Origin of the sequence: Nocardia neocaledoniensis, assembly GCF_003182135.1 — a bacterium.
Lineage (GTDB): Bacteria > Actinomycetota > Actinomycetes > Mycobacteriales > Mycobacteriaceae > Nocardia > Nocardia neocaledoniensis.
Genome location: NZ_QGTL01000004.1, coordinates 332957 through 346185, shown reverse-complemented (window position 1 = coordinate 346185; position 13229 = coordinate 332957). Strand labels below are relative to the sequence as shown.

Genomic DNA, 13229 nt, shown 5'->3' with positions numbered 1-13229 from the left:
GCATTTCGTCAGCCGCTTCGATGCTCCGTCGCGGTCGTCGACAGGCGTGAACGAAGAGCTGCTGTGCGAGACAACGGTCGACCGAAGTGATATTCGTAGACTAGCTCCGTGGCCCGAGACCAAGGTCGCCCGGCGGACGCCGTGGACGACACCTCCCAGACCCGGCGCATCTACGACGAACTGCGGCGCAACATCATCACCGGGGTGTACCGGGAGGGCGAGAAATTACCGGAGGCTCGGGTCGCCGCCATGCTCGGCAGTTCGCGGCTGCCGGTGCGGGAGGCGTTGGCGCTGCTCGAATTCGACGGGATCGTGAGCGCGCTGCCGCGGCGCAGCGCGGTGGTGCGGTCGTGGGACCGCACCGCGGTCGAGGAACTGTTCGACGTGCGCATCGGCCTCGAACCGCTGGCCGCGCGCCTGGCCGCCGCCCGGATCGGGCAGGGGCACGACAGCGCACCGCTGCGGGCCGCGCTGCGAGAAGCGCAGGCGGCCACCGATTCCCGTGACCCGCTGCGGATCGCCGAGACGAACGCGCGGCTGCACGGCGCGATCGTCGAACTGTCGGGCAACAGCCTGCTCAGCCAGTTGATGCGCACCATTCTGGCGCGCATGGCCTGGCTGTTCTTCCTCACCGCCGATCGCGACACGGAGGAACAGCGCGACGAACACCGCCACCTCATCGAGGCGATCTCCTCCGGCGACGAACGGCTGGCCGAGTACGCGATGCTCAGCCACACCGAGGCGGGCCGGGCGCCGACCCTGGCGATCGTCACCGCGCTGCGGCACGCCGACCCGGCGCGGTAGCCGGGCCGGCGTCGCCGGGCTCAGGCGGCGGTGGGGACCGGGTCGTCGGCGAACTGGGTGCGGTACAACTCGGCGTAGCGGCCGTCGGCGTTGAGCAGGTCGGCGTGCGTGCCGCGCTCCACGATGCGGCCCTGTTCGAGGACGATGATCTGATCGGCCGCGCGGATGGTGGAGAGCCGGTGCGCGATCACCAGCGCGGTGCGACCGTGCAGCGCCTCGGTGAGGGCCTCCTGGACGGCGGCCTCGGAGGTCGAGTCCAAGGAGGCGGTGGCCTCGTCGAGGATCACCACGCGCGGCTGCTTGAGCAGCAGGCGCGCGATGGTCAGCCGCTGCCGTTCGCCACCGGAGAGCCGGTAGCCGCGTTCGCCGACCACGGTGTCGAGGCCGTCGGAGAGCGAGGCGACCAGCTCGCGCAGGCGCGCCCGTTCCAGCGCGTCCCACAGTTCGTCCTCGGTCGCCTCGGGCCTGGCGAGCAGCAGGTTCGCACGGATCGTGTCGTGGAACAGGTGCCCGTCCTGGGTGACCAGGCCGACGGTGCGCTGGATCGACTCGGTGGTCAGCTCGCGCACATCGGCGCCGTTGAGCCGGACCGCGCCCGAGTCCACGTCGTAGAGCCGCGAAACCAATTGGGCGATGGTCGATTTACCCGCACCCGAGGAGCCGACCAGGGCGACGAGCTGACCGGGCTCGGCCCGCAGCGACACCTCGTGCAGCACCTCCACGCCGCCGCGGCTGTCCAGCGTCGCGACGTCTTCCAGCGAGGCGAGGGAGACCTTGTCGGCGGAGGGGTAGCCGAAGTTCACCGCGTCGAGCTCCACCGCCACCGGGCCGTCGGGGACCGCCGTCGCGTCGGGCGCGTCCTCGATCAGCGGCTTCAGGTCGAGCACCTCGAACACCCGCTCGAAGCTCACCAGCGCCGACATGATCTCCAGCCGCGCGCTGGCCAGCGCGGTGAGCGGGGTGTAGAGCCTGGTCAGCAGCAGCGACAGGGCGACGACCGAACCGGCGTCGAGCGTGCCGCGCAGCGCGTACCACCCGCCGAGGCCGTAGACGAGCGCCAGCGCCAGCGCGGAGACCAGGGTGAGCGAGGTGACGAAGGTGGTTTGCAGCATGGCCGTGCGCACGCCGATGTCGCGAACCCGGGTGGCGCGCACCGCGAACTCCGCGGACTCCTGCTTCGGCCTGCCGAACAGCTTCACCAAGGTGGCGCCCGGCGCGGAGAAGCGCTCGGTCATCTGGGTGCTCATGGCGGCGTTGAGTTGCGCGGCCTCGCGCTGCATGGCGGCCAGGCGGTTGCCCGCGCGACGTGCGGGGATCACGAAGACCGGGAGCAGGACCAGCGCGAGCAGGGTGATCTGCCAGGAGATGCTGAGCATCACCGCCAAGGTCAGCGCCAAGGTGACGATATTGGTCACCACGCCGGAGAGGGTGTCACTGAAGGCGCGCTGCGCGCCGATCACATCACTGTTCAGCCTGCTCACCAGGGCGCCGGTCCTGGTGCGGGTGAAGAACGCGACCGGCATCTTCTGCACGTGGTCGAACACGGCGGTGCGCAGGTCGAGGATGAGGCCCTCGCCGATCCGGGCGGACAGCCACCGGATCACGATGCCGAGGCCCGCGTCGAGCACCGCCAGGCCCGCGATCGCCAGGGCGAGCAGTACGACCGTGCGCGGCGCCGACCCCGCCACGATGTCGTTGACGACCCGGCCCGCGAGCACCGGCGTCGCCACGCCGAGCACCGCGGCCACGACGCTGAGCAGCAGGAATGCAGAGATCCGGCGCCAGTGGGCCTCGGCGAAGCGCAGGATGCGACGCGCGGTGGACAGGCTGAAGGGCCGCTCCTCCTCCGGCGCGTTCGCCCGCCGGTACATCTGGCTGTAGGCCACCGATTCGATACTCACTGCCGCACTCCTCTTCGCTCCCCACCCATCGAACTCCTGGCCACCGACACTAAAACCTCAACAAAGGTTGATCGCAAATACTTTCCGGCGACCGCCCGTTCAGCGGACAGCGAAACCACGTCGGGAATTTCGGCCACCGGGGCCGAATAGGCTGGTCCGGTGGACGACAACCGGAGTGCGGAGCTGGTGGCCGATGCCCTGCGGGCCCAGGTCTCCTGCGTGGTCGACGCGTCGGTGCGGCGCCGCGCGGAGTACTCCTCCGACGCCTCCAACTATCGCGTCCGGCCCACCGTCGTCGCGTTCCCCCGCGAGGATTCCGAGGTCGCGGCGACGGTGACCTTCGCCAGGCAGAACGGCCTGACGGTGACCGCCCGCGGTGGCGGCACCTCGGTGGCCGGCAATGCGGTCGGCCCGGGGATCGTGCTCGATTTCAGCAGGCACATGCGAGCCGTCCGGGCGGTCGACGCGCAGGCGCGCACGGCGGTGGTCCAGCCCGGTGTCGTGCTGTCGGACCTGCAACGACAGCTGCGGCCCTCGGGGCTGCGCTTCGGGCCCGACCCGTCCACCCAGGACCGCTGCACGCTGGGCGGGATGATCGGCAACAACGCCTGCGGTCCGCACGCGCTGGCCTGGGGACGGACCTCCGATACGGTGCGGTCGCTGCGTGTCGTCGACGGGACCGGGACCGAGCGCCTGCTCGGCGCCGATCTCGCCGCGGTGCCCGGGCTGGCCGGGTTCACCACGGCCAACCTCGCCGTTCTGCGCACCGAACTCGGCAGATTCGATCGGCAGGCCTCTGGATACGGACTGGAACATCTGCTGCCGGAACGTGGTTCGTCTATCGCGCGCGCCTTCGTCGGGACGGAGGGAACCTGCGGTCTGCTGCTCGAGGCCGAGGTCGAGCTCACGCCCCTGCCGGGCGCGACGGTTCTCACCGTGCTCGGCTATCCCGATATCGCCACGGCGGCAGACGATGTCGCCGCGGTGACGCGGTGCGCGCCGATCGCCGTCGAGGGTATCGACGCCGGACTGGTCGACCGGGTGCGCGCGCATCGGGGGACCGTGCCGGAGCTTCCGCGTGGGCGCGGTTGGCTTTTCGTCGAGACCGCGGGCGACAGTGCCGCCGAGGCCTTGGCGTCCGCCGAGCGCCTGTGCCGGGAAGCCGGCGCCGACGACTACCTGATCGTCACCGATCCCGTTGCCACCGCGGCACTCTGGCGGATCCGCGCCGACGGAGCCGGCCTGGCGGGACGGACACCGGAAGGTCAACCGGCGTGGCCCGGCTGGGAGGACGCGGCGGTGCCGCCCGAGCGCCTCGGCGCCTATCTGCGTGAATTCGACGCGCTCACCGACGAATACGGTGTCGACGGTCTCCTCTACGGCCACATCGGCGACGGCTGCATCCATGTGCGCCTGGATCTCCCGATCGCCGACGCACCGCGCCGATTCCGTTCGTTCCTCTTCGACGCCGCTGAACTCGTTGTGCGCCACGGTGGCTCGCTGTCCGGCGAACACGGCGACGGCAGGGCGCGCTCCGAACTGCTGGAGGTGATGTACTCCCCCGCCGCTCGGGCCGCCTTCGCCGGCTTCAAGTCCCTGTTCGATCCCGACGACATCCTCAATCCCGGTGTGCTGGTCGCGCCGAATCCGGTGGACGCCGATCTGCGAGTGGCGGGACTGCGGCCGCTGCCCGCCGCCCACGGCTTCGCGCTCGCGGACGACTCCGGCGATCTGTCCACAGCTGTGCACAGATGTGTAGGAATCGGCAAGTGCCGCGCGGACACTCGCGCGGCGGGCGGCTTCATGTGCCCCTCGTACCTGGCCACGGCCGACGAGAAGGACACCACGCGCGGTCGCGCCCGCGTGCTGCAAGAAGTGGTGCGCGGCGAACTCGATTGGCGCGCACCGGCGGTCGAGGAATCCCTCGACCTGTGCCTGTCCTGCAAGGCCTGCGCCTCGGACTGCCCGGCCGGCGTCGACATGGCGACCTACAAATCCGAGGCACTTCACCGCCGCTACCGAGGCCGTCTTCGCCCGCTGGACCACTACGTCCTCGGTCAGCTCCCCCGCTGGCTCACAGTGGCCCAACGGTTTCCACGCCTGGCCAACGCGCTCGCCGCACGCCCCACACTCCGCAAACCGGCCATGCGCGCGGCGGACATCGACCCCCGCCGCGACGCGCCCGTCCTCGCCCCGACCCCTTTCCGCCGCCTCTGGCGGGACCTCGGCGGCAACGACCGCACCGAACCCGCCGCCAAGGCGCTCGACAGGTCACGCCACCGTGACAACGCACCGGCGGCGTGGCCGGCGGCCGAAACCAGTGGTTGCGCGGCAACTTCCGGACTGCCCCACGCCGGCGATGCCGCACTCGGGACCGCTCCCGTGGCGAGCGCGGCGGCCACTCCACCCTCCGCACCGGTAAGGGCCGATCGTCGACGGCCCCCCACTCCCGCGTCGGCGAGCGCGGCTGTGGAGGCCGCGGTTGGATCCGTCGCGCCGACGGTTGAGTCCGGAGTTCGGCGGCTCGACCCATCGGTCCCGGGCCGCGAGCCCGGCCCGGCCGCGGGCCGCGATGTGGCCAGGCCGACTCCGACAGCCGCCGCCTTACCTGCCGGCAGCGCGTCCACCGCCGGTGACGTGATGTTGTGGGTCGACTCGTTCACCGACACGTTCGATCCGGAGAACGCGCTGGCGGCGGTGATCCTGATCGAACAGCTCGGGTATCGGGTCCGGATCCCCGAACGCCGCGTCTGCTGCGGTCTGACCTGGATCACCACCGGCCAGCTCGACGGCGCGCGCAAGCGGCTGCGCGCGACGCTGGACGCCGTCGCCGACCATGCCGCGGCGGGTGGGGTGATCGTCGGCCTCGAACCGTCCTGCACCGCGGCGCTGCGGGCCGACCTGCCCGAACTGCTCCCGGACGATCCGCGATCCGCCGACGTCGCGGCGTCGATGCGCACGCTCGCCGAATTCCTGCTCGACCAGCCCGGGTGGCGGCCACCTCGCCGAGACGGGGAGACCGTCGTCGTGCAGCCGCACTGTCATCAACACGCCGTCGGGGGCTTCGCGGCCGAACGTGAACTGCTGGCGGCCATGGGCGTCACAGTGGCGGAACTGGCCGGGTGCTGCGGGCTGGCCGGGAACTTCGGCATGCAGCGCGGCCACTACGAAGTCTCGGTCGCGGTCGCGGAGAACGCCCTGCTCCCGGCCCTGCGCGCGGCACCGGAAGGCGCGGTCTTCCTCGCCGACGGCTTCTCCTGCCGAACACAAGCCGCCCAGCTCGCGGGCACCCAGGGCATCGCCTTGGCCACGTACCTGCTCGGTGCGCACCAACCCCCGATGCTGGGCGGCTAGACAATCCGGGCCGCGAGTGCGGCACAGCTGGCCGGCGCGAGCAGGCCCGCCGTCCGGGCGCGCAGCGAGGTATGGACTCAGCTCCCCAGCGCTCTGGCGCGGCCGGCGTCTTGGCTGCTCGGCACAGCTGGCCGGCGCGAAGCAGGCCCGCCGTCCGGGTGCGCAGTGCGGGCATGGACTCAGTCCCCTGCGCTATGCCGCGGCCGGTGTCTTTGGCTCCCTCGCACAGCTCCCGGCAGTGTGAGGCTGCCGATCCTCAGCTGCCGTGCGGCAAGGTCCCCGGCGCGAGCTGGTACCCCGAGCTGCCCGCGGACCCGCTGCCCCACGCCGCCAGCAGCCAGTTGATTGCGTTCGTGATCATCGGTTACCTCCCGCGTCGAGCCCGGATGCCGACGGTTTGCCGACACCACCGATATCGCCGCCGACGTGGCGAATATTACGAATGCGCATCGGCGGCCCGGCGGTGGCGCAGAATGAGCGGGTGCGCGAACAGACCCTGGATGCCCACCCGGCCACGGCCGGGCTGTCCAGGACGGTTCGTTCGAGCAGGCCGTTCGATGTCGGGCTGACGATCATTCCGCTGCGGCGCGGGGGCGGCGACCCGTGCCACCACATCGACCGCGACGGCGCCCACTGGCGCGGCTCGCGGATGCCCAGCGGCGTGGTCACCTACCGGCTCGTCCAGGACGGCCGCGACGGCGCCCGTGCCGACGCGTGGGGCCCCGGCGCCGCGGAATTCCTCGACGGCCTCGACCGGATGCTGTGCCTCGAGGAAAACCTCGACGACTTCACGCCCGAGCATCCCAAGCTGGTCGAAGCCCATCGCGTGGTGCCGGGGCTGCGGATGCTGCGGACCGGGCTGGTGTTCGAATCGCTGGTACCCGCCATCCTCGAGCAGAAGGTGCACACCAAGTCCTCGTTCGCCGCGTACCGCACGCTGGTCCGCGAGTTCGGGACGAGGGCGCCGGGGCCCGCCCCGGCCGGGCTGATGGTCGCACCGGACGCCGAGACCTGGCGCCGCATCCCGTCCTGGAAGTACCACCGGGCCAATGTCGGGCCGCAGCGCGCGCAGACGATCGTGCGCGCCGCGCGGGTGGCCGACGCGATCGAGCGCACCGCGTCGGTCGCACCGGAGGAGGCCGCGCGCCGGTTGCGCAGCCTGCCCGGCATCGGTGTCTGGACGGTTGCCGAGACCGCGCAGCGCGCCTTCGGCGACGCCGACGCGCTCTCGGTGGGCGACTATCACCTCGCCGCGACGGTGGGCTGGAGCCTGCTCGGCCATCCGATCGACGACGACGCGATGGTCGAGTACCTGGAACCGCTACGCCCGCACCGCTATCGGGCCGTGCGGCTGCTGGCGCTCAGCGGCCAGGCGCACAAGCCGAAGTTCGGCCCGCGCACCCCGATCACCGACCACCGCCACCGCTAACGCAGAGCCCTTTGCTCGAGGACGCAGTGACCGGCGTCGACGAGGGTGGTGCGGGCCCGCCTGCGCACCCGGCACTCGTCCACCGTGCAGTCGAGGTGCAATTGCATTGCGGCGTGGGCCTGTTCGGCGTCCATGGGTCCCGGATCGGTACCGCAACCGAGTAGTGCAGCGGCAATATGCATGTTCACATCGCTCAATTGCATACGTCAAGAAGAGCACGCAACCACGCGGCTAACGGGGAGTACACGCCGATTCCGAGGTTTGGCGCCGAATTCCCAGCACAACATCCAACGGGGAGTGCAGGATTCCCCAGAGTGGACGAAACCGACCGCCGGACCGGGGCTGAGGACGCCGGCGGGTCGCGAATACGGGAGGAGTGGGGCTGTGGCAGCGAACGCATCGATCGGAGCCGGCGGACAGACGGGGGTCTCCTCGACCCTGCCGCGTCGTCAACTGGGCCGCTACCTACGGGATTGGCGTACCCAGGCCGGGATGACCATCGCCGAAGCGGCCAAGCTCATGGAGTGGGGAGCCAGCACCCTCCAGCGCCTGGAGAAGGGTCAGGCCGACCGCATCCGCACCATCGACATCCAGGAACTGTGCCGGATCTACGGCATCCCGGAGGCGATGTCGGAGGGCCTCACCGGCCTCGCCCAGCAAGCGGCGGTCAAGAGCTGGTGGCACGCGTACGGCGATCTGATTCCCGAAAACTTCGACATATACCTGGGATTGGAGGTCTCGGCGCAGCGACTCCGGCCCTATCAGTCCGAACTGGTCCTCGGTCTGCTGCAAACCGCCGAATACACGCGCGCATTGAATCAGCTGGCGTATCCCCGGGATTCGGACGACGAAATCGATCGTCGGGTCGCGCTGCGGCTGCAACGTCAGGCGCTGATCACCCGCAAGCAATCGCCCGCCGAAATCGATGTCGTTCTGCACGAATCGGTATTGCATCGGCTCGTCGGTAATGCGAAGGTGATGGCTGCGCAGTTGCGACACCTTGCCGACACGAGTACCCGAAGCAATGTGACACTGCGTATCCTGCCGTTTGCCGCCGGTGTTCCACTCGGAGTCTCCACCGGACCTTTCACGGTTCTCGAGTTCGGCGCCGACAGCAAAGGGCAACCGGTCGAACCGCCGGTGGTGTACGCCGAAGGCTTCACCGGCGACCTCTACCTGGAACGACGCGCTGATGTCAGCAGGTACGACCGGGCTCACGAGTGCCTCCAGCGTCATGCGCTGGATATTCAACCGAGCAGAGACCTGCTGCGGCGGGTCGCGAAGGAGTATGTGGCATGAGTTTCGATCTCGTCGACGCGCACTGGTTCAAGAGCACCCGCAGCGGTGCCGACAAGGACTGCGTCGAAGTCGCGTTCCTCTACGGCGGGCGCGTCGGGGTGCGCGACAGCAAGAACCCGGCCGGACCAGCGCTGGTCTTCGACGGCCCGAGTTGGGACGCGTTCACCGCCGGTATCGACAGCGGCGCGTTCGCCTGCGCGCTGGGCTCCCGGTGAACAGCAAGCGCGCCATCGACACCACCGGCGCCACCTGGGTGCGCGCCGGTACCGCGGGGGAGGGCAGCAGCGTCGAAGTGGCCATGCTCGACGACGGCTATGTGGCCCTGCGCGACGGCAAGAATCCCGATGGACCGGTGTTGATCTTCACCCCGAGTGAATGGTCGGCCTTCACCGCGGGCGTGCACGACGGCGAGTTCGATCGCCCTTGATCACGTTTGGATCAAGGTCCCACCGGGTAGCCCAGGTACATGGACCGAGGGTTGAAGAAGATGCCACCCCGGTACCGGAGGCTGGCGCCTGAGGACGGTGTGGAGCGCCTGATCGTGATACTGCTTTTCGCGGTGTCCGCGACGGGTATCTACGTGCTCACCGGCTCGTTTCTCGGCGCGCTGTTCATCGGATTACTGGTCGGATTAGTCGCGGTAGGGACTGTAGCTGTGTTGTAGTGGCGGTCGCTGCGGGGCCTCGCGCCCCGCAGCGTTTCCGTCTCACCGCCGGAACAGTTTGTTACCGAGCCACACAATGGGATCGTATTTACGGTCGACGACCCGTTCCTTCAACGGAATGAGCGCGTTGTCGGTGATCTTGATGTGTTCCGGGCAGACCTCGGTGCAGCATTTGGTGATATTGCAGTAACTCAGGCCCGCTTCCTCCTGGGCCATTTCGCGCCGATCCGCGGTGTCGAGCGGGTGCATCTCCAGCTCGGCGACGCGCATCAGGTAGCGCGGCCCGGCGAAGGCCTGCTTGTTGTCCTCGTGATCGCGGACCACGTGGCAGGTGTTCTGACACAGGAAGCACTCGATGCACTTGCGGAACTCCTGGGAGCGTTCCACATCGACCTGCTTCATCCGGTACGCGCCCGGTTCGAGCCCGGCCGGTGGGGTGAAAGACGGGATCTCCCTGGCCTTCTCGTAGTTGAACGAGACGTCGGTGACGAGATCCTTGATGATCGGGAAGGTGCGCATCGGCGTCACCGTGATCACCTCGTCGGCCGTGAAGGTCGACATCCGCGTCATGCACAGCAGCCGCGGTCTGCCGTTCACCTCGGCCGAGCACGAACCACATTTGCCCGCTTTGCAATTCCAGCGCACCGCGAGATCGGGCGCCTGGGTGGCCTGCAGGCGGTGGATGATGTCGAGCACCACTTCGCCCTCGTTCACCAGCACCGTGAAGTCCTCGAGACCACCGCCGTCGATGTCGCCGCGCCAGACCCGGAACCGGGCGTCGTATCCCATCGCTACGCCTCTCCTTCGACCGAGCCGGCGGCCGGATGATCGGCCAATTCCCGTTCGGTGTAGTACTTCTCGAGTTCGCTCAGTTCGAACAGGGCGAGCAGGTCCTCGCGCATCGGCGTCTGATCGGCCGGGGTGACGGTGATGCCGGGCACCCGCCGATCCGCGGTCGCCGGATCGAGCGCGCAGACCAGCAGCTTGTTGCGCCAGTCGGGGTTCATGCCGGGATGGTCGTCGCGGGTGTGCCCGCCGCGGCTCTCGGTGCGCAGCAGCGCGGCCTCGGCCACGCACTCGCTCACCAGCAGCATGTTCGCCAGGTCGAGGGCGAGATGCCAGCCCGGGTTGAACTGCCGCGAGCCGTCCACGGTCACGTCGGCGTACCTGGCGCGCAGCTGCGCCAGCTTCTCGATCGCCTCGCGCACCTCGTGTTCCTTGCGGATGATGCCGACCAGGTCGTTCATCGTCTGCTGCAGCTCGCTGTGCAGGGTGTAAGGGTTCTCGCCGGCTCCGGACGCGGGCGGATCGAACGGCGCCAGCGCGGTTTTCGTCGCCGCCTCGATGTCGGCGGGGGCGGGGGCCGGGCGCTCGGTGAGCTGCTGGACATAGGCCGACGCGCCGAGCCCGGCCCGCCTGCCGAACACCAGCAGGTCCGACAGCGAGTTGCCGCCGAGCCGGTTGGAGCCGTGCATGCCGCCGGAACATTCACCGGCGGCGAACAATCCGGGCACCACGGCCGCGCCGGTGTCGGGGTCGACCTCGATGCCGCCCATCACGTAGTGGCAGGTCGGCCCGACCTCCATCGGCTCGGCGGTGATGTCGACATCGGCCAGCTCCTTGAACTGGTGATGCATCGACGGCAGCCTGCGCACGATCTCCTCGGCGGGCATCCTGGAGGCGATGTCGAGGTACACGCCGCCGTGTTCGGTACCGCGCCCCGCCTTCACCTCCTCGTTGATGGCCCTGGCGACCTCGTCGCGGGGGAGCAGATCGGGCGTGCGGCGCGCGGAATCGTTGTCGCGCAACCACTGATCGGCCTCGGCCTCGGTCTCGGCGTACTGGCCCTTGAAGACCGGCGGGATGTAGTCGAACATGAACCGCTTGCCGTCGGAGTTCTTCAGCACGCCGCCGTCGCCGCGCACGCCCTCGGTGACCAGAATGCCCTTCACGCTGGGCGGCCAGACCATGCCGGTGGGATGGAACTGCAGGAATTCCATGTTGATCAGGGTCGCGCCCGATCGCAGGGCGAGCGCGTGGCCGTCGCCGGTGTACTCCCAGGAGTTCGACGTCACCTTGTAGGACTTGCCGATGCCGCCGGTGGCCAGCACTACCGCGGGCGTCTTGAACAACACGAGCCCGCCCGACTCGCGCCAATACCCGAAAGCGCCCGCGATGCGGCCGTTCTCGGTGAGCAGCTCGGTGATGGTGCACTCGGCGAAGACCTTGATCCTGGTCTCGTAGTCACCGGTGGCGGCGAAGTCCTCCTGCTGCAGCGACACGATCTTCTGCTGCATGGTGCGGATGAGCTCGAGGCCCGTGCGGTCGCCGACGTGCGCGAGGCGCGGGTAGGTGTGGCCGCCGAAGTTGCGCTGGCTGATCCGCCCGTCGGGCGTGCGATCGAACAGCGCGCCATAGGTTTCCAGCTCCCACACCCGATCGGGGGCCTCGCGGGCGTGCAGTTCGGCCATCCGCCAGTTGTTGAGGAACTTGCCACCACGCATGGTGTCCTTGAAATGGGTCTGCCAGTTGTCCTTCTCGTTGGCATTGCCCATCGACGCCGCGCAGCCGCCCTCGGCCATCACGGTGTGCGCCTTGCCGAACAAGGACTTACACACCACCGCGACCGAAAGCCCTTGCTCGCGTGCCTCGATCACGGCGCGCAGGCCCGCGCCGCCCGCCCCGATCACCACGACGTCGTAGTCGTGCTGTTCCAGCTCTGACATGGGTGAACAAGCTCCTCGAGTAGACGCGATTCAGTCGATGAACCGCAGGTCCGAAATGGTCTGGCTGGCAACCAACATCACGTAGAAGTCGGTGAGCACGAGGGTGCCGAGGGTGGTCCAGGCCAGCGCCATGTGGCGGGTGTTGAGCTTGGAGACCTGGGTCCAGAACCAGTACCGCACCGGATGCGCGGAGAAGTGCTTGAGCCTGCCGCCCGCGATGTGCCTGCACGAATGGCACGACAACGTGTACGCCCACAGCAGGATGACGTTGACCAGCAGCACGATGTTGCCGAGCCCGAAGCCGAAACCGCCGCTCTCGCCGTGGAACGCGGTGATCGCGTCCCAGGTGTTGATCAGCGAGACCACCACCGCCACATAGAAGAAGTACCGATGCGAGTTCTGGATGATCAGCGGCAGCCGTGATTCCCCGGTGTAGCGCGCGTGCGGCTCGGCGACCGCGCAGGCGGGCGGGGAGAACCACACCGACCGGTAGTAGGCCTTGCGGTAGTAGTAGCAGGTGAGGCGGAAGCCCAGCAGGAACGGCAATACCACGAACCCGAGCGGGATCCACATCGGCAGCTCGCCGAACGGAGTGCCGAAATGACTCGATCCCGGCACGCACGAATCGCTGAGGCAGGGGGAGTAGAACGGCGTCAGATAGTGGTACTGCGGCACCCAATAGGCCGTGCGCACAAACGATCTGACCGTCGCGTAGGCGACGAAGGCGCCGAGTCCGAGCGCGGTGAGCAGGGGTGGGAGCCACCAGCGGTCGGTGCGCAGCGTGCGCGCGGCGATGCGGGCGCGCGTCTTGCTGAAGACGCCCGTCCCGGTCGACGGGGTGGTTGTCGGTGCGGCACTCACGTGGATGCCTCGCTGATCGTCAGGTGGCGGCGGTTGATCATTCCCCACCGCGATGGATTGTGATGTGGAGCACCATACGCCTGTGTTCGCGCCGCTCGAGTCGGGTCCCGCGCAACCGCTCGCGACGCATGGCGGTGATCTCGGTCACAGCCGTCACGGCCGTGACGGGCGGTCACGCCGGTGCAACAAAC

The 13229-nt window shown here is 69.0% G+C and carries 12 protein-coding genes; 7 read left to right on the top strand and 5 right to left on the bottom strand.

Going from position 1 to position 13229, the window contains the following annotated elements; all coding sequences use genetic code 11:
- Positions 1–108 precede the first annotated feature (108 nt).
- Positions 109–804 carry a GntR family transcriptional regulator gene (locus DFR69_RS13570; protein WP_110037871.1) on the top strand — a complete coding sequence of 232 codons (696 nt, stop codon included), beginning with the start codon at positions 109–111 and terminating at the stop codon, positions 802–804.
- A 20-nt stretch (positions 805–824) separates the two neighbouring features.
- Here DFR69_RS13570 and DFR69_RS13565 read toward each other — a convergent pair whose 3' ends face one another.
- Positions 825–2705, bottom strand: a complete 1881-nt coding sequence (locus DFR69_RS13565; RefSeq protein ID WP_110037870.1) for an ABC transporter ATP-binding protein — start codon at positions 2703–2705, stop codon at positions 825–827.
- Positions 2706–2864: 159 nt separating this feature from the next.
- On the opposite strand from DFR69_RS13565, the gene DFR69_RS35205 reads away from it, so the two are divergent.
- Both DFR69_RS35205 and DFR69_RS13550 read left to right on the top strand, forming a co-directional pair.
- The gene (locus DFR69_RS35205; protein ID WP_244198236.1) at positions 2865–6059 is read left to right on the top strand and encodes an FAD-binding and (Fe-S)-binding domain-containing protein; all 3195 of its coding nucleotides are present in this window, start codon (positions 2865–2867) and stop codon (positions 6057–6059) included.
- A 442-nt stretch (positions 6060–6501) separates the two neighbouring features.
- Entirely contained in the window at positions 6502–7488 is a 987-nt protein-coding gene (locus tag DFR69_RS13550) for a DNA-3-methyladenine glycosylase family protein (RefSeq protein WP_373867026.1), read from the top strand.
- On the opposite strand, the gene DFR69_RS33985 is transcribed toward DFR69_RS13550, so the two are convergent.
- On the bottom strand, positions 7485–7622 hold the full coding sequence (locus tag DFR69_RS33985; protein WP_167456259.1) for a hypothetical protein: 138 nt from the start codon (positions 7620–7622) through the stop codon (positions 7485–7487). The genes DFR69_RS13550 and DFR69_RS33985 overlap by 4 nt on opposite strands.
- Before the next feature lie 250 nt (positions 7623–7872).
- Between DFR69_RS33985 and DFR69_RS13545 the strand changes: the two genes are divergently transcribed.
- The 4 genes from DFR69_RS13545 to DFR69_RS13530 all read left to right on the top strand — a co-directional run bounded on the left by DFR69_RS13545 (position 7873) and on the right by DFR69_RS13530 (position 9451).
- Positions 7873–8787: a helix-turn-helix domain-containing protein gene (locus DFR69_RS13545; RefSeq protein ID WP_244198235.1), complete on the top strand. Its 915-nt coding sequence runs from the start codon at positions 7873–7875 to the stop codon at positions 8785–8787.
- Positions 8784–9002 carry a DUF397 domain-containing protein gene (locus DFR69_RS13540; protein WP_110037869.1) on the top strand — a complete coding sequence of 73 codons (219 nt, stop codon included), beginning with the start codon at positions 8784–8786 and terminating at the stop codon, positions 9000–9002. Before DFR69_RS13545 ends, DFR69_RS13540 begins: the two co-directional genes overlap by 4 nt.
- Entirely contained in the window at positions 8999–9214 is a 216-nt protein-coding gene (locus DFR69_RS13535) for a DUF397 domain-containing protein (RefSeq protein WP_110037868.1), read from the top strand. Before DFR69_RS13540 ends, DFR69_RS13535 begins: the two co-directional genes overlap by 4 nt.
- 99 nt (positions 9215–9313) lie before the next feature.
- On the top strand, positions 9314–9451 hold the full coding sequence (locus tag DFR69_RS13530) for a hypothetical protein (protein ID WP_232995859.1): 138 nt from the start codon (positions 9314–9316) through the stop codon (positions 9449–9451).
- 42 nt (positions 9452–9493) lie between these two features.
- Here DFR69_RS13530 and DFR69_RS13525 read toward each other — a convergent pair whose 3' ends face one another.
- Genes DFR69_RS13525 through DFR69_RS13515 form a run of 3 tightly spaced genes read right to left on the bottom strand, consistent with a single transcriptional unit; the run spans position 9494 to position 13038 of the window.
- Entirely contained in the window at positions 9494–10240 is a 747-nt protein-coding gene (locus DFR69_RS13525) for a succinate dehydrogenase/fumarate reductase iron-sulfur subunit (RefSeq protein ID WP_110037866.1), read from the bottom strand.
- A 2-nt stretch (positions 10241–10242) separates the two neighbouring features.
- Entirely contained in the window at positions 10243–12177 is a 1935-nt protein-coding gene (locus DFR69_RS13520; RefSeq protein ID WP_110037865.1) for a fumarate reductase/succinate dehydrogenase flavoprotein subunit, read from the bottom strand.
- A 30-nt stretch (positions 12178–12207) separates the two neighbouring features.
- The gene (locus DFR69_RS13515; RefSeq protein ID WP_110037864.1) at positions 12208–13038 is read right to left on the bottom strand and encodes a hypothetical protein; all 831 of its coding nucleotides are present in this window, start codon (positions 13036–13038) and stop codon (positions 12208–12210) included.
- Between the last annotated feature and the right edge of the window lie 191 nt (positions 13039–13229).